Annotated in this window: 15 protein-coding genes; 4 read left to right on the top strand and 11 right to left on the bottom strand. The window is 64.8% G+C overall.

What is annotated here, in order from left to right:
• Position 1: 1 nt before the first annotated feature.
• The 6 genes from EI171_RS40310 to EI171_RS40285 form a co-directional block, all read right to left on the bottom strand.
• Complete coding sequence (locus tag EI171_RS40310) at positions 2 to 1,003, bottom strand: alpha/beta fold hydrolase (RefSeq protein WP_011089805.1); 1,002 nt, start codon at positions 1,001 to 1,003, stop codon at positions 2 to 4.
• Positions 1,004 to 1,051: 48 nt separating this feature from the next.
• On the bottom strand, positions 1,052 to 2,017 hold the full coding sequence (locus tag EI171_RS40305; RefSeq protein ID WP_161536514.1) for an MBL fold metallo-hydrolase: 966 nt from the start codon (positions 2,015 to 2,017) through the stop codon (positions 1,052 to 1,054).
• Between the two features lie 127 nt (positions 2,018 to 2,144).
• Complete coding sequence (locus tag EI171_RS40300) at positions 2,145 to 3,041, bottom strand: carbohydrate ABC transporter permease (RefSeq protein ID WP_161536513.1); 897 nt, start codon at positions 3,039 to 3,041, stop codon at positions 2,145 to 2,147.
• The gene (locus EI171_RS40295) at positions 3,034 to 3,990 is read right to left on the bottom strand and encodes a carbohydrate ABC transporter permease (protein ID WP_011089802.1); all 957 of its coding nucleotides are present in this window, start codon (positions 3,988 to 3,990) and stop codon (positions 3,034 to 3,036) included. The genes EI171_RS40300 and EI171_RS40295 overlap by 8 nt, the downstream gene beginning before the upstream one ends.
• Positions 3,991 to 4,157: 167 nt before the next feature.
• Complete coding sequence (locus tag EI171_RS40290) at positions 4,158 to 5,504, bottom strand: ABC transporter substrate-binding protein (protein WP_011089801.1); 1,347 nt, start codon at positions 5,502 to 5,504, stop codon at positions 4,158 to 4,160.
• 84 nt (positions 5,505 to 5,588) lie between these two features.
• On the bottom strand, positions 5,589 to 6,632 hold the full coding sequence (locus EI171_RS40285; protein ID WP_161536512.1) for a C-terminal binding protein: 1,044 nt from the start codon (positions 6,630 to 6,632) through the stop codon (positions 5,589 to 5,591).
• Positions 6,633 to 6,883: 251 nt separating this feature from the next.
• Here EI171_RS40285 and EI171_RS40280 point away from each other — a divergent pair, with 251 nt between their 5' ends.
• Entirely contained in the window at positions 6,884 to 8,569 is a 1,686-nt protein-coding gene (locus EI171_RS40280) for a methyl-accepting chemotaxis protein (protein WP_161536511.1), read from the top strand.
• 123 nt (positions 8,570 to 8,692) lie between these two features.
• On the opposite strand, the gene EI171_RS40275 is transcribed toward EI171_RS40280, so the two are convergent.
• On the bottom strand, positions 8,693 to 9,670 hold the full coding sequence (locus tag EI171_RS40275) for a tripartite tricarboxylate transporter substrate binding protein (RefSeq protein WP_161536510.1): 978 nt from the start codon (positions 9,668 to 9,670) through the stop codon (positions 8,693 to 8,695).
• 98 nt (positions 9,671 to 9,768) lie between these two features.
• Complete coding sequence (locus EI171_RS40270) at positions 9,769 to 10,704, bottom strand: DMT family transporter (RefSeq protein WP_028173065.1); 936 nt, start codon at positions 10,702 to 10,704, stop codon at positions 9,769 to 9,771.
• Between the two features lie 105 nt (positions 10,705 to 10,809).
• Between EI171_RS40270 and EI171_RS40265 the strand changes: the two genes are divergently transcribed.
• The gene (locus EI171_RS40265) at positions 10,810 to 11,199 is read left to right on the top strand and encodes a DUF1330 domain-containing protein (protein ID WP_202633228.1); all 390 of its coding nucleotides are present in this window, start codon (positions 10,810 to 10,812) and stop codon (positions 11,197 to 11,199) included.
• A gap of 46 nt (positions 11,200 to 11,245) precedes the next feature.
• Here EI171_RS40265 and EI171_RS40260 read toward each other — a convergent pair whose 3' ends face one another.
• Positions 11,246 to 11,878, bottom strand: coding sequence for a TetR/AcrR family transcriptional regulator (locus EI171_RS40260; RefSeq protein WP_028173067.1), 633 nt, complete (start codon positions 11,876 to 11,878; stop codon positions 11,246 to 11,248).
• 73 nt (positions 11,879 to 11,951) lie between these two features.
• On the opposite strand from EI171_RS40260, the gene EI171_RS40255 reads away from it, so the two are divergent.
• Together EI171_RS40255 and EI171_RS40250 are read left to right on the top strand one after the other, a co-directional pair.
• Positions 11,952 to 12,356 (top strand): hypothetical protein, encoded by a 405-nt coding sequence (locus EI171_RS40255; protein WP_011089794.1) that lies wholly within the window; start codon positions 11,952 to 11,954, stop codon positions 12,354 to 12,356.
• 123 nt (positions 12,357 to 12,479) lie between these two features.
• Positions 12,480 to 12,884, top strand: a complete 405-nt coding sequence (locus EI171_RS40250) for a VOC family protein (RefSeq protein ID WP_011089793.1) — start codon at positions 12,480 to 12,482, stop codon at positions 12,882 to 12,884.
• 35 nt (positions 12,885 to 12,919) lie between these two features.
• On the opposite strand, the gene EI171_RS40245 is transcribed toward EI171_RS40250, so the two are convergent.
• Positions 12,920 to 13,852 carry a DMT family transporter gene (locus EI171_RS40245; protein ID WP_011089792.1) on the bottom strand — a complete coding sequence of 311 codons (933 nt, stop codon included), beginning with the start codon at positions 13,850 to 13,852 and terminating at the stop codon, positions 12,920 to 12,922.
• A 155-nt stretch (positions 13,853 to 14,007) separates the two neighbouring features.
• A complete protein-coding gene (locus tag EI171_RS40240; protein ID WP_051000248.1) occupies positions 14,008 to 15,570 on the bottom strand; it encodes an NAD(P)/FAD-dependent oxidoreductase in 1,563 nt (520 codons plus the stop codon).
• Positions 15,571 to 15,637 lie beyond the last annotated feature (67 nt).

Here is a 15,637-nt window from a genome sequence, read left to right as displayed (position 1 = left end):
ATCAGGCGATCTTGCGGGCGAGGAAGTCGCGGATCAGCGGGACCATTTCGTCGAACTTGTCCTCGAGCGCGAAATGGCCGGTGTTGATGAGGTGAAATTCCACCTGGGGCAGGTCGCGTTTGTAGGGATGGGCGCCGTCGGCGGGAAAGATGAAATCGTTCTTGCCCCAGACGATCAGTGTCGGCGGCTTGTGCTTGCGGAAGTAGGCCTGCACCGCGGGATACAGCGGCAGATTGGTCCGGTAGTCGTAGAACAGGTCCATCTGGATTTCGCTGTTGCCGGGACGGTCGAGCAGCGCCTGATCGTGCACCCAGTTGTCCGGTGAAATCCGGCTGACGTCGGACATGCCGTCGGTGTACTGGAATTTCGTGGTCTCCAGCGTGACGAGCTTCATCAACGCCTGCCGGCTCGCATCGGATCCGTCGGCCCAGTATTGCTTGATCGGATCCCAGAACTTCTTCAGCCCTTCGTCATAGGCGTTGCCGTTCTGCACGATCAGGCCGCTGACGCGCTCGGGATGCTTGAGCGCCAGCCGCCAGCCCACGGGAGCGCCGTAATCCATGACATACATCGCATAGCGGGTCACGCCGAGCTGATCGAGCAGGCCGTCGACGAGCTCACCGAAACGGTCGAACGTGTACTTGAACGACGCGCGCGGCGGCATGTCGCTCTGGCCGTAGCCGGGGTAGTCGGGAGCGATCACGTGGTAGCGGTCGGCCAGTGCCGGGATCAGGTTGCGAAACATGTGCGACGAGGTCGGGAAGCCGTGCAACAGCAGTACCGCAGGTGCGTCCTTCGGACCCGCCTCGCGATAGAAGATCCTGATGCCGTCGACGGTCGTGGTTCGATGATGGACGACCGGATAGCCGCCGCCTTGCGCGCCGGCTTGCGACTTGGCCGATGCAGCCTGCGGAGCCGCGGCAACAGCCATCCCGGACAATCCGAGAATCAGGCGCCGCCGATCGAGCCGGGCTGGCGCCGGTGTGAATTCTGCGATGCTCATGTCGGTCTCCCCGTTAAACTCGGTGGTCGGACGTCAGTCGTCCGCTCCTCAAACGCCTTGGTAGACCAGCCTGGTGAAGAAGCCGGGGTCGATCACGAACTGCCCCCATTGCGCGTCGAAGGCCGCGGTTGGCTTCGCCGCGACGGTTTCGTCCCGGGTGCGTCCCTGCGCCTTCAGCCGGGCGACGTTGTCGCGGATCGCGACCAGCATGTCGCGGAACGCCTGAAGCTCGGCCTTGTTGCTGACCGGCTTGCCATGACCGGGAATGATGATCGTATCCTTGTCGGTCGCCGCGAGATTGGCGTCGCATGCCGCGATCATCCCGTCGATGCTGCCGCCGGTCGAATAGTCGATGAACGGATAGATGCCGTTCCAGAATGTGTCGCCGACGTGGACGATGTTGGCTTCCACGAAGGTGACGGAGACGTCGCTGTCGGTGTGTGCGGGCCCGAAATATTTCAGGCTGATCGAGGCGCCGTTGAGACCGAGCTTGTGGCTGCCGGCAAACACTTCGCTCGGAATCCCGCCGGGTCCGAGCGGAAGGAAATTGTAGTCCCAGTCTTCGACGCGCTGAACGCCGAGGAGGTGCTTCCGGGTGTTCTCGTGTGCGATGATCTTCGCGCCGGCCGAATGCAGCCACTCATTGCCGTCGGCATGGTCGAAATGCCAGTGGGTGTTGACGAGATGGGTGACGGGATCGGTGCCGAGACCGGCCAGCGCATTGGTGAGCTGGGCGCGCGACACGCGGATGCCGGCATCGACCAGGAGCTTGCCGTCGGACCCGGTCAGGACGGCGATGTTGCCGCCGGAGCCTTCGAGCACGCTGATATTGTTGCGAAGCCTGGAGGCCGTGATCGGAGAAATTGCCGCACTGTCCTTGATCAGGCTGACGAGGCCGCGCGCCTCGGCGTAGGCCTCGCGCGGTGTGAGCCATCCGGCGGAGGCGGCGAACGTGGCGCCGCCGACGCAACACAGGCAAAAGCCGCGCCGCGATAACGAATTTGGCGATCCCATGCAATTCTCGCTTTCTCGAGCGATAAATTGACGGCGCCAGCGATCGACCCGCCATCACCGTGACATGATGGGACGGAAGAAGTGAGCAGTCTATCGCGATTGCACGATCGTCGCGTGCAACCGCCGATTACTCCTTTACCGCGCCGGTCAGCGAGGACACGTAGTAATCCACGAACAGCGAGTAGAAGATCGCAACCGGCAGCGAGCCGAGCAGCGAGCCCGCCATCAGCGCGCCCCACTGGTAGACGTCGCCGGTGACGAGCTCGGTCAGGATCGCGACCGGCACGGTCTTGTTGGCGCCGCTCTGGATGAAGGCGAGCGCATAGATGAACTCGTTCCAGGACAGCGTGAAGGAGAAGATGCCGGCGGAGATCAGGCCGGGCACGGCGAGCGGCAGCGTGATCCTGCGCAGGATCTGGAGCCGCGTCGCGCCGTCGACCAGCGCGCATTCCTCGAGCTCGTAGGGGATCGACTTGAAATAGCCGATCAGGAGCCAGGTGCAGAATGGCACCAGGAAGGTCGGGTAGACCAGGATCAGCGCCATCGGTGAGTCGAACAGGCCGAACTGCACCACGACGGTGGCGAGCGGAATGAACAGGATCGACGGCGGCACGAGGTAGGCGAGATAGATGCCGAGGCCGACATAGGGGCTGCCGCGGAAGCGCAGGCGTTCGATCGCATAGGCGGCAAGCGTGCTCGCGATCAGCGACAGCGTGGTCGAGCCGATCGCGACCAGCATCGTCGTCCACAGCCAGCGCGGATAGGCGGTGTCGAACAGGAGATGCTTGATGTGCGCCAGCGTCGGCGAGGAGATCCAGAACGGATTGTGCGCCTTGTAGTTCATCAGCTCGGCGTTCGGCTTGAACGAGGTGATCGCCATCCAGTAGAACGGAAACAGCAGGATCAGCACGAAGCAGCCGAGCGGCAGGTAGATCATCATCAGCCGCCGCAGCCCGGAATCCCAGGCCATGATGTCGGGCGCCGCCTTGGTGTCGGGTGTGGCTTGCGCGACGGTATCAGTCATTGCTCTCTCCCTGCTGCCATTTGCGGCGCGCCAGGCCGAAATAGGAGAACAGCGTCGCGAACACCAGGAACGGGATCATCGACACCGCGATGGCGGCGCCTTCGCCGAGCTCGCCGCCGGCAATGCCGCGCTGGAAGGCCAGCGTTGCCAGCAAATGGGTGGAGTTGCCGGGGCCGCCGCGGGTGATGGCGTAGACGAGCTGGAAGTCGGTGAAGGTGAAGATGATCGAGAACGTCATCACGATGGCGAGGATCGGCATCATCATCGGGAAGGTGATGTAGCGGAAGCGCTGCCAGGCGCTGGCGCCGTCGAGCATCGCGGCCTCGTAGAGCGAGGGCGAGATGGTCTGCAGGCCCGCCAGCAGCGAGATCGCGACGAAGGGAATGCCGCGCCAGATATTGGCGACGATCAGCGAGAAGCGCGCCGGCCAGGGCGAGCCGAGGAAGTCGATGTTGCTCGACCGCCAGTGCAGCACGTCGACCAGGAGATAGGAGATGATCGAGAATTGCGGATCGTAGATCCACCAGAACGCCAGCGCCGAGAGCACGGTCGGCACGATCCAGGGCAGGAGGATGATCGCACGCAGCAGGCTCTTGAACGGAAAATGGTTGTTGAGCAGGAGCGCCAGCCAGAAGCCGAGCGCGAACTTCCCGAAGGTCGCTATGCCCGTGTAGACCACGCTGTAGAATACCGCGTTCCACCACAGGGGGTCGGTGAGCAGATACTGGAAGTTTTCCAGGCCGACATAGTCGCCCTTGCGGCCGATCGTGGTGTCGGTGAAGGCGAGCCAGATGCCGAGGCCGAGCGGATAGGTCAGGAAGACCGCCAGCAGCCCGATCGCGGGCGCAAGGCACATCACGATCAGGAACGGCTTGTAGTCGAACAGGCGCACCAGCCAGGACGGCTGCCGCTGGGCCAGGGCGAGAGGGGGAAGTGTGGTCACGGACATCGTGTCGTTGTCCTGTCGTTGAAGGTCACCCCGCCGTCATTGCGAGGAGCTCGCGACAAAATTGCGTAGCAACTTTGCGCTGTAGCGACGAAGCAATCCAGACTGCCTCCGCGGACACGCTCCGGATTGCTTCGCTTCGCTCGCAATGACGGCCGCGCCGCCGGCCGTTACTTCTGCCGCCGGAAGTACCGCTTGCAGCGCTGTTCGGCTTCCGCGGCTGCGGCTTCCGGCGTGGCAGCGCCGGTCGCGACCGACGCGCACATCTGAATCAGCACGTAGTCGGCGCTGACGGCGCCGGTCGCCGTCGAGATCGGGCCCCTGTAGCCGTCATAATAGGTGCTGTTCATGGTGTCCTTGAACAGCTTCACCTTGGGGTCCTGCGACCACACGGCGGCATCGGCATAGGCGGCCAGCGGCTGGGCCCAGTAGCCGGAGTTGGCATTGAGCCACGGCTCGTACTGGTCCTTTTCCAGCATGTATTGCAGGAAGGCCTTTGCGGCGTTGGGATACTGGCTGTGCTTGAACACCATGGCGTTCAACGTCAGGCCCGCCATCGGCGAGATCTTGGCGACGCCCTTCGGCAGCAACTGATGCTCGCTGTCGTCGGCGATCGCCTTGGTCGCCGGATCGTTCTTCAGCGAGAAGTACAGCGAGACGCCGTTGGCGGTCAGCGCGATCTCCTGCGAGGAGTAGGCGCGGTTGTTGCTGACGTCGTTCCACGAGGTCGTGCCGGCGATGAAGGTCGGGTAGAGCTGCTTGACCCAGTTCAGCGCGGCAATCGTCTCCTTGCTGTTGATGGTGACGTTACCCTCTTCGTCGAGCAGGGCGGCGTTGTGTGACCACAGTGCCCAGTTCGCAAAACCGTTGCCGTCGCCCTTGGCGTTGCCGAGCGCGAAGCCGGCCGGCTTGCCGGCCTTCTGCAGCTTCTGGCAGAGGTCGACGATGCCGGCGTGGTCCTCCGGCACCTTGTCGAAGCCGACCGATTGCAGGATCGACTTGCGGTAGATCAGCGGACCCGCGGTGGCGCCGAACGGCAGTCCGATCCAGGCGTCGCTCTTGTTCCTCTTGCCGTAGCGCTGCGCCAGCGGCAGCCAGCCGCCGTAACGCTTGCCGACATAGTCGGCGACGTCGGTCAGCTCGATCAGCTTGTCGATGTAGATGTGCGGAGCATCGGAGAAGCCGATGATGATGTCGGGGCCGGCACCGGAATTGGCCGTCACCGCGGTCTGCTGGTTGATGTCCTCCCAGCCGACGAAGTCGACCTTGACCTCGACCCCGGTCTCCTTGGTGAACTTGGCCGCATTGGCGCGAAACACGTCCTCGTCGGCCTGGACGAACCGCACCGGCCGCAGCATGCGCAGGCTCGCGCCCTTCTCGATCGCGAGCTTGGGGGCCGGCACATCGGCGGCCTTGATCTGTGATGGTGGTGTTTGCGCCGCAGCACCGGTTGCCGCGAACGTCGCAGCGGACAGGCCCAGCGCCAAGGCGTCACGACGTGTCAGGTCGTTCCTCATCAGTTCCTCCCTGTTGTCTCCCTTCCCGGCGTTGATCGCCGGTGAAGGGTCTTCCGGTTTCCGGCGCGTCGTGCGGCCGGCCGCCTAGCTGTTCGGTCCGCGATCCATGCTGACAGGCTGCCAACGGCGGAGCGCGGTGCTTTGCAGTACCGACGGATTGACGCAGCTTACCGGCCACATGCCCTGAAGCACCAGTGACAATTCGTAGCCCACGCGGCGCTTGCGTGCCTCGTCGAACCGTGCCGAGGCCGAGGCGACATGGGCGGTCAGGGTCACGTTCTCCATGCTGAGGATGGGATTGTTGTGCGAGGGCGGCTCCTTCTCCAGCACGTCGAGGGCGGCGTGCGCGATCCAGCCCTCTTGCAGCGCCTTGATCAGGCTCTCCTCGTCCACCGTGGCGCCGCGACCGGTATTGATGAAGATCGAGCCCTTCTTCATCTGCCGGAAGTGCTTCTCGGTCAGCATGTGGTGCACTTCGGGCCGCGCGGGCGCGTGCATCGAGACGAAGTCGGATTGCGAGAGCACTTCGTTCAGCGTCGCGGGGATGACGCCGTGGTCGTACATCAGCGTCTCCTGGATGAAGGGGTCGTAGGCCATCATGCGCAGGCCGAAGGGCGCGGCGCGCTTCGCAACTGCGCGCGCGACGCGTCCGAACGAGATGAAGCCGAGCGTCTGGCCCATCAGCCGCGGGATCTTCAGCAGCGCCGGCCGGCCCTCGGCCCAGCGGCCGCTGCGCACCATCCTGTCCTGCTCGACCAGGCGGCGGAAGCCGGCGAGCAGCAGCATCATGGCGTGGTCGGCGACCTCCTCGATGAAGGTGTCGGGGATGTTGGTGACGGGAATGCCGCGCGCGGTGGCGGCCTTCACGTCGACGCTGTCCACGCCGACCGAGCCGAGCGTGATGACCTTGCAGCTCTCCAATGCGTCGATGATCGACTTGGTGATCGGGATGCCCTTGGCATAGATGGCGTCGGCGTTTTTCGCGGCGGCAATGAACTCGGCCTCGTTGGCCGGAGCTTCGACGATCTCGGCGTCGATCGGATCGAGCGCCTCGCGCTCGTAGGAATAATCGCTGCCCGCGACCGTGAAGCTCGCGCCCTTCGGCGTCACCACCCTGTATTTCGGCATTTCCTGCTCCCGATTTGGTTTGTCGGTTCTTGTTGCGGCCCGGCCTTCTCGGCGGGCCTTTGCGTCTTTTACGCGAAATCGGGGTGCGTGCGTACAATCGCCGGTTGCCGGCTTGACCATTATTTGCCGGTTTTCGCGGCATCGTCAGGGCTTCTACGGAGGCACGTAAGTAACTTGCTAAGGGGTCACACACTAAAAGTTGATTCAAATAAAAAGGTCTGCGCGAGCCCGCGTCACCCGAGGAGCCCATCGTGAAGTTGAGCAATCTGAAGATCGCCCCCAAGCTTGGCATCCTTGTCGGTGTTACCCTGTTCGGCCTGTGCATCTCCGGAGTTCTCGCCGGTTACCTGATGAAGCAGGAGATGGTGAATGCGCGCATCGACCAGGCCAAGGCGATCGTCGAGTTGGGGCGCAACTACGCCGCTGCGCTGAAGAAGCGCGTCGATGCCGGCGAGATGACGAAGGACGCGGCCATGGCCGAGCTTCGCCGCTACGGCAATGCGATGACCTACGACAACGGTGCGGGCTACCTGTTCGGCACGTCCTATGACGGCATCACGCAGCTTGCCCCCGATCCGAAGCAGATCGGCGCCAACCGCATGGATGTGGTGACCAACGGCCGCAGGCTGTCCGTCGAGCTGATGGATGGCGTCAAGGCCAATGGTTCGATCCTGCTGTATTATGAATACATGAAGCCCGGCCAGGAGAAGCCGATCCGCAAGCTCGGCTACGCGGTCGCCGTCCCCGGCTTCGACATGTATCTCGGCACCGGCGCCTATCTCGAGGATATCGACGCCAAGATGGGGCCGGTCTACTGGCTGCTCGGCCTCGCCATGCTCGGCATCGTCATCGTCGCCGGCAGCGTCGCCTGGATGATCGGACGCAGCATCAGCCGTCCGCTGGCGCTGCTCGGCGCCCGCATGAAGGATCTCGCCGACGGCAAGCTCGAGGGTGACATTCCCGGCGTCGGCCGCGGCGACGAGGTCGGCGCAATGGCCTCGACCGTTCAGATCTTCAAGGACAATGCGGTCCGTATTCGTGACCTCGAGAAGACCGAGGCGGACGCCAAGGAACGCGCCGCGGCGGATCGTCGCAGCGCGATGGAAGAGATCGCCAACGACTTCGAACGCAGCGTCAACGGCATCGTTCGCTCGGTCTCCTCGGCCGCGGCCGGCATGCAGAGCACGGCGCAGTCGATGACGGCGACCGCGAGCGACGCCTCCTCGCGCGCGGCGACAGTCGGCGCGGCTTCGCAGAATGCCTCCGGCAATGTCGGCACGGTTGCCGCCGCCGCCGAAGAGCTGTCGAGCTCGGTTGCGGAAATCTCCCGCCAGGTGACGCGTTCGACCGAAGTGGCGAGCCGGGCGGTCAACGACGCCGAGCGCACCAACGCCACGGTGCAGGAGCTCTCCACCGGCGCGGAGAAGATCGGCGAGGTGGTCAAGCTCATTCATTCGATCGCGGCGCAGACCAACCTGCTCGCGCTCAACGCCACCATCGAGGCGGCGCGCGCCGGCGAGTCCGGCCGCGGCTTCGCCGTCGTCGCCTCCGAGGTCAAGGCGCTCGCCAACCAGACCGCGAAGGCCACCGAGGAAATCTCCGCCCAGGTCGCGGCGATGCAGACCTCGACCAGCGATGCGGTCGCGGCGATCGGCGGCATCACCCAGACGATTGCCGAGATGAGCGAGATCACGGCGGGCATTTCCGCCTCGATCGAGCAGCAGGGCGAGGCGACGCGCGAGATCGCCCGCAACATCCAGTCGGTCGCGGCCGGCTCGAGCGAGATCAACGCGAATATCGGCAGCGTCACCTCGGCCGCGGAAGCGACAGGCACCGCGGCCACCGACGTGCTCACCAACGCACGCGAGCTGGACAGCCAGTCCGGCGCGCTGCGCAGCGCGGTAGACGGCTTCCTCGCCAAGGTGCGCGCGGCGTAAGCTCAAGCGCACGGAATTCGTAGGGTGGGCAAAGACGCGTAAGCGTCGTGCCCACCTTTCTTTTTGAGTTCGCTGTGACGTCTCGGTGGGCACGTTACACTTTGCCCACCCTACGAGACCGTCTTACTGCTTCTCGATCTTCGCGTTGGTGATCAGCTTTTCCCACAGCACCAGCTGCTCGTTCACGAAGGTGCCGAGCTGTTCCGGCGTGCCCGAGAAGGCATCCATGCCGAGGGTGGCGAGCTGCGCCTTGATCTCTGGCTTCTCGACGATCTTCCTGATCTCGGCGTTGAGCCGCGTCACGATCTCCTTCGGCATGCCGGCCGGACCGAAATAGCCCTGCCACGAGGAGATGTCGAAGTCCGGCACGCCGGCCTCCTGCATCGAGGGCAGGTTCGGCACCAGCGGAGAGCGGTCCTTGGTGGTGACGGCGAGCGCGCGCAGCGCGTTGCCGTTGACGTGCGGCAGGCCGGTCAGGATGTCCACGAACATCATCGAGACGCGGCCGCCCATGACGTCGTTGAGCGCCGGCGGCGAGCTCTTGTAGGGCACGTGCAGCAGGTCGAGCCCGGCATTGTGCGCGAAGGTCGCCCCCGACACGATCGCCGACGACGAGCCCGAAGCGTAGCTCAGCTTGCCCGGATTGGCCTTGCCGTAGGCGACCAGCTCGCCGACGGTCTTGGCCGGCACCTCGGGGTGAATGACCAGCATGAAGGGCAAATCGCCGGTGCGCGCGATCGGGGTGAAATCCTTGACCGGATCGTAAGTGAGGCTCTTGAGCAGGTAGGGATTGGCCGAATGCGTCGTGTTGGTCGTCACCAGCAGCGTGTAGCCGTCGGGGGCGGCGCGCGCGACAAAAGTCGCCGCGATCATGCCGTTGGCACCCGCCTTGTTCTCGATCACGATGCCGACGCCCAGCGCCTGCGACAGATGCTGCGAGATCAGCCGGGTCGTGGTGTCGGTGCCGCTGCCGGCGGCGAACGGCAGCACCAGCGTGATGTTGCGGCTGGGGTAATTGTCGGCCTGTGCAGCGGTCGAGGCGGCGAGGCAGAGCGCGGCCGTGCCGATGGCGCGCAGGTTTCGAATCAACGCGGAAAACATGTCTGGTCGTTCCCTCTTTTTTCGTTGGCGGGGAACCTAGCTTCTCTTTGCTGGAATCGGAAGGCTCGAGTTTGTCGCCTTGTCTCCGCGTCGCGGAATTATTTCACCGCCGCGCCCTGGCGCGAGGCGATCACGACGCCGGCGAGCACCAGCGCGTAGCCGATCAGGTGAAACGGCTGGAGCTTTTCGCCGAGCAGCAGGATCGCCATCGCCGAGCCGAACACCGGCACGAGATGGAAGAACGGCGCGGCCCGGTTCGGCCCGATCAGCGCCACGCCGCGGTTGAAGAAGAGATAGGCGAGCGTCGAGGGGAAGATCAGGATGTAGCCGAACGTTGCCAGCGTCACCCCATCGAATTGCATGACGTTGCCGCTCCAGGCCTCCCAGACGGCGGTGGGCAGCAGCATGATCGCGCCACAGCAGGTCGTGAAGGACAGGAAGGAGAGCTGATGGACCTTCGGCCGGCGCGGGATGAAGGCGGAGTAGAGTCCGAATGCCACCAGCGAGGACGCGAACATGATGTCGCCCCTGTTGAAGCTGATGCTGGCAAGGGCGGAGAGATCGCCGCGCAGGATGATGGTCAGCACGCCGAGAAGCGAGATCGCGATGCCGGCGAGCTGCGCAGCCGTCAGCCGCACGCCGAACAGCGCCAGCGACCACAGCGCGACGAACAGCGGTCCGGCCGACTGAATCAGCAGCGCGTTCAGCGCTTCGGTGTATTGCAGCGCCCAGTACGAGATCGCGTTGTTGAAGGCAAAACCCACCAGCGACAGGAACAGCATCAGGGGCAGGCTCTTGCGCAGAGCCCGCCAGTCGCGCTTCAGATGCGGCCAGGCGAACGGCAGCAGGATGAGGAACACGCCGAACCAGCGGATCGTGGTCACCGTCAGCGGCGGCACATGCGCGCCGACATGGCGCGCGAGCACGATGTTGCCGGCCCAGAACAACGAGCTCAGGCTGAGCAGCAGATAGGGCTGGTTGTTGAGCCAACTGGCCGGATTCGAGGCTGGTGGCGCGGGCGAAGCGGTCGTCATTGGGGTCAGATACAACCTTGCGCCGGATTGCCGTCGCGACACAAGTCACGCCGCCGCAATGCTACAATGCACGCATGACCTGAGGAGGTGCCGTTGGCGGTCAATATGTTGAACATCAAGGGCCTGGAAGGGCTCGACCGGCATGCGCCGGTGGTGATGCTGAACCTGATGCGCTTCCACGCGCGCTCGCGCGACGGTGACGGTTCGGGCTGGGACGCCTATTTGCGCTACAGCGCGATCACCGTTCCCATGATCAAGGCACGCGGCGGCACACTGCTCTGGACCGGCGAGGCCAAGGCGGTCGCGCTCGGCCCGCAACCGGGCAATGACTGGGATTTCGTCGCGCTGGTCCACTACCCCACCGTCGCAGCCTTTCTCGACATGATGACGTCGGAGGCCTACGAGCGTGAAGCCGACCCCCACCGCGTCAACGGCTGCGCCGAGCACGTCATCATCGCGACGAGCGAGGCGTACAGCAAGTTCAAGTTGAAGTAGCGCGCGCTCTTGCATGTGAGCCTTTCGCGAAGGCAGAGCCGCCGGCCTATTTCTTCCGCTCCGCGCGCGCATCCGGCATCGACGCATCCACAGCGGCGTGGCACGCCGTCTGCAACAGGCGGCAGACCTCCTCCGTCGACCGCTGCGGGCTCAGCGCTGCGAAGGTCGGATAGCTCGTCAGTACGAAGATCAGGTCGACGGCATCCTGCATGGCCCGCTTTGCGGCACGGCTCTCGGTGATGCGTGTCACCAGTCCCGTCACAAGCTCACGCCGCCGTTCGTTGCGCGCGACCAGCGCATTGCCGAATTCGGGATCGGTTGCGATCGCCTGGTTGAGGCCGCCGATCGCGGGGTCGTGCGCCCAGAAGGTGCAGAAGATCGCGACGACGCGATCGAGCGCGGCGCGTGGATCCGGCAGCGCCATCACGTCGGCCAGTTCGAACAGCCCGCCCTGCCGTGCGATGTCGTCGAACACGGCCTCCAGCAGTCCGCGCCGGGATCCGAACTGGTTGTAGACGGTCAGCCGCGTGACGCCGGCCGCCTTCGCCACCACGTCGAGCGAGAAGTTCGCGATGCTCGCATCCTTGCGCAGCAGGCGCGCGCCGGCCGCGATGATGCGTTCGCGCGTCTCCGCGGCCGCGGAGGCGCGGACCGAGCTCACATAGCTGCGCTTCGGCATCGCCCTGCCATTGTCTTGACGTATTGATTATACATAATGTATATCCAATTTAGGAGCCGGTTTGGAGCTTGCCATGCAGACTGCCCTCGTAATCGCACTGTCGCTTCATGTGTTGTCGTCCGTGTTCTGGGCCGGATCAAGCTTTGCGCTGGCGCGAACCGGAGCAGCCGGGGGCGAGCAGCTCGTCGGTCCGCAACTCGGCGCGGCGATGATTGCGATCCTCACCGGCGGCTATCTCGGGCATCTCGTTCATTCCGGCAGTTTTGGCGCGGCCGAGCAAGTGCTCGCGCTTGGTGCGGTTTGCGCGCTGATCGCAGCCGGCGTTCAGGCCGCAACCGGTCCTCGTGCGCTGCTGAGCTTGCGTCGTGGCACGAGCGAGGCGACCAATGTGCGTTCGCGCATCGCGACCGCCCAGCGCGTGGCCGCCGCTCTGCTCGCCATCACCGCCCTCTGCATGGGCGCGGCGCGCTACATCTAGGGGCTCGTTCATCCAAGGTAACAGCCGACGGCGAGGCGCCACAACGGCCCCGAGGCCGGCAGGCACTCTCGCAAGCAGAACTTTGCAATAGCGCGGCATCCCGCCGCTGAAGAAGGAAAAGCAATGTCCAGGATGATTCTGCTGAACCTGCCCGTGCGCGATCTCGCCGCATCGACGGCGTTCTATGTGGCGCTCGGCGGTACGGTGAACCCTCAGTTCTCGGGCGAGAGTTCGACCTCGCTCATGGTCACGGACGCGATTGGCGTGATGCTGCTGACCCACGACCACTATCGCCAATTCACCAAACGCCCGATTGGTGACCCGCGCCGCGACAGTCAGGTCTTGATCGCCCTCACGGTCGATGACCGCGACGCCGTCGATGCAACGCTGACTCGCGCGGTGGCGGCGGGTGGTCGCGCCGATCCCAACCCGGCACAGGATCTCGGCTTCATGTATAACCGCCACATCGAAGATCCGGACGGCTATGTTTGGGAAATCGTATGGATGAACCCATCAGCGAGCACCTGACCGCAGAACGCTGCGCGGCGAGCTGACAAGGCGGGCTAGCTCGCCTGCTTCCTTGACGCCGCGAACACGCCCGACAGCACCAGCGCGAAACCGATGAAGTGGAACGCCTGCGGGCGTTCGCCCAGGAAAACCATCGCCATGATCGAACCGAACACCGGCACGACGTGGAAGAACGGCGCGGCGCGGTTGGCGCCGATCAGGCGCACCCCGCGATTGAAGCAGAGATAGGCGAGGGTGGAGGGGAAGACCGCGACATAGAATAGGGTCAGCAGGTTCGGCGCGTCGAACTTCATCACGGGCCGCGCGGACAATTCCCAGATCTCCAGCGGAATGAGGCAGGCGGCGCCGGCGCCGAAGGTGAAGGCGAGGAACGACAGGCCGTGCATCGCCGGCCGCTTCAGGCTCAGCACCGAATAGAGCGCGAAGATCAGCAGCGCGAGGAGGAAGATGAGGTCGCCCTTGTTGAACTCGATGTTCGACAGCGTGGTGAAATCGCCATGCAGCAGGATGGTCAGCACGCCGCACATCGACAGCAGTACGCCGAAGGCCTGCGCCGCGGTGAGCCTGATGCCGAGGATCGCCAGCGACCACAGCGCCACGAGCAGCGGCGCGGCCGACTGGAGCAGCAGCGTGTTGAGCGCCTGGGTGTGCTCCAGCGCCCAGTATTGCAGGGTGTTGAAGGCGCCGATGCCGGTGATCGAGAGCGTCACCATCAGGCCGAGCTTGCCGCGGATCGCCGGCCAGTCCTGTGCGAGATGTTTCCAGGCGAACGGCAGCACCAGGAGGAACGCGAAGGACCAGCGCAGGAACGACAGCGTCACCGGCGGGATGTGGCCGGCGGCAAGCCGCCCGACGATGGCGTTGCCGGCCCAGCACAACGCGGTGATGCTGAGCAGCAGGTAAGGCTGGTTCGCGACCCAGTTGTGACCGGATGTTTCGGTGCTCGTGGTCTGGCCGGTGGCGGACATCGTGATTGTTATGGCCCCGCGTCATGCGCCGAAGCCCCCGGCCCGGCGATGTCCGGGCCGGCTCATGGCCCGGCACCGTCCAAAGACACGGAAATATGCCTGATATCAATGGCGCAGATGCATCGCCATCATGCGCCGCGCGGAACGGCGAAACTTCAGGAAGCCGCCTGTGCGCCGCTTGGCCCCGCATTCGGGTGCATCGCTGCCCGTGCGGCCCAACCTCCGCCGAGAATCGCGCCGGTAAAGCCGCCGCCGCCCGTGAACGCCGAGGCGAGATAAAGGCCGTTGATGGCGGTCGCCGGCATTGGCTTGAATCCGCGCGTTTGCGGTGCGAAGCCGTAGATCGCGCCGCCGGGCGTGTTGAGGTAATGCGCGAAGGTTTCGGACGTCGACATCTCGCGCTGCGTGATCGCGCCGGCGATTCCGGGATAATTCCGGTCGAGATCGGCAATGACGAGATCCATCCAACGCTCCTTGCGGGAGCGCTTTGCTTCGGCGGACAGACCGGTCCAGTTCGCGAGCCGGTCGACGCCGACGAGCGCGCCGAGATAAGGCGGTCTCTCGTTCAAGCCCGTATCGATCTGATCGTAGGCGACGAAGCCGTAGGGGGGGAGACGTGCCGGTGGATCCTCGCCCAGCAGTGCGCCGGCCTCGCGGAAACCGGAGAGTTTCGTCAACCACCCCGGCAGCACGCTGGTCGAATAGTGCCTGACGCCGAAATCGTCGGACGGCCGGCTGAGACCGATCGCTATGCTCCAAAGTGAGATCGATGGTTGCCGGTCTTCGTAGCGCGACAGGAACGCGGCGCGCTTGTCCTGCGGCAGCATCGAGGCCAGCACGGAGGGCGCCGCGTTGCCGAGCAGAATCGGCGCCAGCTCCTCGCGCACATCATCGGCCCTCGTCGCGCGATGACGCACGCCGCGGGCGCGGGCGCCGTCGACCAGAATGGTCTCGACCTCGCGTCCCGCCTCTACCGCACCGCCCGCGTCGCGAATGATCGCGATCAGGCGATCGCTGAGCGCCTGCGACCCGCCGCGGACATAGTGTCCGCCGCCGACGAGATAGGAGGCCTGCGGAATCGCAAACTGGATGAAAGGCATCGTGTCGGGATCGTCGGTGTAGTAGCTGAGGTTGGAGGCAAGCGCGAGCTTGATCGCCTCGCTGTCACCGAACAGGCGGGTGAGCACTTCGCTCAAGGTCGCGTGCCGGTCGCGGATCAGCGGCCACAGGCGCCACGGCAATGTCGGCGCGTTCCAGAGCCACCAGTCGCGGTCGTCCTGATGCTCGCTCATCAGCGCCACCGCCTGCCGGACGGCGTCGATGCGCTCGAAATATTGGGCGATGCCCTTGGCGTGCGCCGGAAACTGCGCCTTCGCCGCGGCCGAGGCGGCTTCGAGGCCGTGCGGCATCACGAAGGGGCGCTCGAACAGAGGGCTCCGCACCTCGTGCAGCGCGCCGACATCCACGAAGGGCAGATCGCGATCGATGCCGAGCGCGCGCAGGATCGGAAGCTTGGGATCGGAGGCGTCCAGGCCGTCGATCTCGTGCAGCGAGGCCTCGATCGCGAGCTGGCCGTGACGATAGACCGTGGCCGCTCCCCCGAAATTCTGGTTGCGCTCGAGTACCAGAACCTCGTGGCCTGCGCGGGCGAGCAGGGCCGCCGCGGTCAGGCCGCCGAGCCCCGATCCGATGGTGATGGCGTCAAAGCTGCGTGACATCTCGGGTGACCTCGCTGCAACATTGAGGCAGACGCCTGGTCCGCCTCCATGGCTCCCGGTTCCATAC

This window comes from Bradyrhizobium sp. LCT2, from assembly GCF_009931255.1.
GTDB classification, from domain to species: domain Bacteria; phylum Pseudomonadota; class Alphaproteobacteria; order Rhizobiales; family Xanthobacteraceae; genus Bradyrhizobium; species Bradyrhizobium diazoefficiens.
This window is presented reverse-complemented; position numbering and strand designations above follow the sequence as displayed.

Bases quoted from the DNA above. Each gene is read 5' to 3' on its own strand.
- EI171_RS40310 (WP_011089805.1), bottom strand. From the start codon at position 1,003: ATGAGCATCGCAGAATTCACACCGGCGCCAGCCCGGCTCGATCGGCGG.
- EI171_RS40305 (WP_161536514.1), bottom strand. From the start codon at position 2,017: ATGGGATCGCCAAATTCGTTATCGCGGCGCGGCTTTTGCCTGTGTTGC.
- EI171_RS40300 (WP_161536513.1), bottom strand. From the start codon at position 3,041: ATGACTGATACCGTCGCGCAAGCCACACCCGACACCAAGGCGGCGCCC.
- EI171_RS40295 (WP_011089802.1), bottom strand. From the start codon at position 3,990: ATGTCCGTGACCACACTTCCCCCTCTCGCCCTGGCCCAGCGGCAGCCG.
- EI171_RS40290 (WP_011089801.1), bottom strand. From the start codon at position 5,504: ATGAGGAACGACCTGACACGTCGTGACGCCTTGGCGCTGGGCCTGTCC.
- EI171_RS40285 (WP_161536512.1), bottom strand. From the start codon at position 6,632: ATGCCGAAATACAGGGTGGTGACGCCGAAGGGCGCGAGCTTCACGGTC.
- EI171_RS40275 (WP_161536510.1), bottom strand. From the start codon at position 9,670: ATGTTTTCCGCGTTGATTCGAAACCTGCGCGCCATCGGCACGGCCGCG.
- EI171_RS40270 (WP_028173065.1), bottom strand. From the start codon at position 10,704: ATGACGACCGCTTCGCCCGCGCCACCAGCCTCGAATCCGGCCAGTTGG.
- EI171_RS40265 (WP_202633228.1), top strand. From the start codon at position 10,810: ATGTTGAACATCAAGGGCCTGGAAGGGCTCGACCGGCATGCGCCGGTG.
- EI171_RS40260 (WP_028173067.1), bottom strand. From the start codon at position 11,878: ATGCCGAAGCGCAGCTATGTGAGCTCGGTCCGCGCCTCCGCGGCCGCG.
- EI171_RS40255 (WP_011089794.1), top strand. From the start codon at position 11,952: ATGCAGACTGCCCTCGTAATCGCACTGTCGCTTCATGTGTTGTCGTCC.
- EI171_RS40250 (WP_011089793.1), top strand. From the start codon at position 12,480: ATGTCCAGGATGATTCTGCTGAACCTGCCCGTGCGCGATCTCGCCGCA.
- EI171_RS40245 (WP_011089792.1), bottom strand. From the start codon at position 13,852: ATGTCCGCCACCGGCCAGACCACGAGCACCGAAACATCCGGTCACAAC.
- EI171_RS40240 (WP_051000248.1), bottom strand. From the start codon at position 15,570: ATGTCACGCAGCTTTGACGCCATCACCATCGGATCGGGGCTCGGCGGC.